The sequence below is a fragment of the Amycolatopsis sp. lyj-346 genome (genome assembly GCF_046548975.1).
Taxonomy (GTDB): Bacteria; Actinomycetota; Actinomycetes; order Mycobacteriales; family Pseudonocardiaceae; genus Amycolatopsis.
In genome coordinates this window covers 1-624 of record NZ_JAJPWT010000064.1, presented here as the reverse complement: position 1 = coordinate 624, position 624 = coordinate 1, and the positions used below count along the sequence as shown (strand labels likewise).

The window sequence follows — 624 nt, the reverse complement described above, 5'->3', positions numbered from 1 at the left end:
TCGCTGACGCACCCTCGCGGCACCCCGACGCTGCTCGGCGCGCTGCTGCCGACGCCGAAGGCGCGGGACTGGAAGGGTCGGGATCCGACCCCGAAGGGCGTGGACCTGAACGAAGCGGTGGCCCGGCTGGCGTCGTAGCCCTCCTCCCCACCCCGCGCACCAGCGACGTGCACGGCACGGGCGTGCACGGCACGGGCGGCCCGGACCTGCGTACCGCGATCTCGCTTCTACCGACGCCGAACGCCGCCCAGGGCCGCGGGACGGGTACCCCATCCCGCGAGACGGCGGCCCGGCGGATGTACGTCGAAGGCACGCGGTTCCTCGACGACGCCGTGGCGCTGCTGCCGACGCCGAGGGTCGCGGCAACACGAACGGGGCGCTCGGCGATCCTCGGTTCGTCGTCGGCTCCGTCGCTCGACCAAGCACTGGAGTTGGCGCGGGGCGAACTACCACGGGAACTCCACTCACTGGACGAAGCGCCTGGTTCCTGGCGGTTGCTGTCGACGCCAACCCTCAGCGAGACCTGGGGCGCCTACGCACCCGCCATCGCCCGCTGGGAAGCCGTGACCGGCCGACCCGCCCCGTCGCCGACCGAACTCGGCACCAAGGGCCAGCAGCGGTTGG

The 624-nt window shown here is 73.2% G+C and carries 1 pseudogene; it reads left to right on the top strand.

Annotation, left to right across the window (positions count from 1 at the left end):
- Window positions 1–167 precede the first annotated feature (167 nt).
- Window positions 168–624 (top strand): annotated as a pseudogene (locus tag ACLJQE_RS44695) (hypothetical protein); the annotation flags it as partial.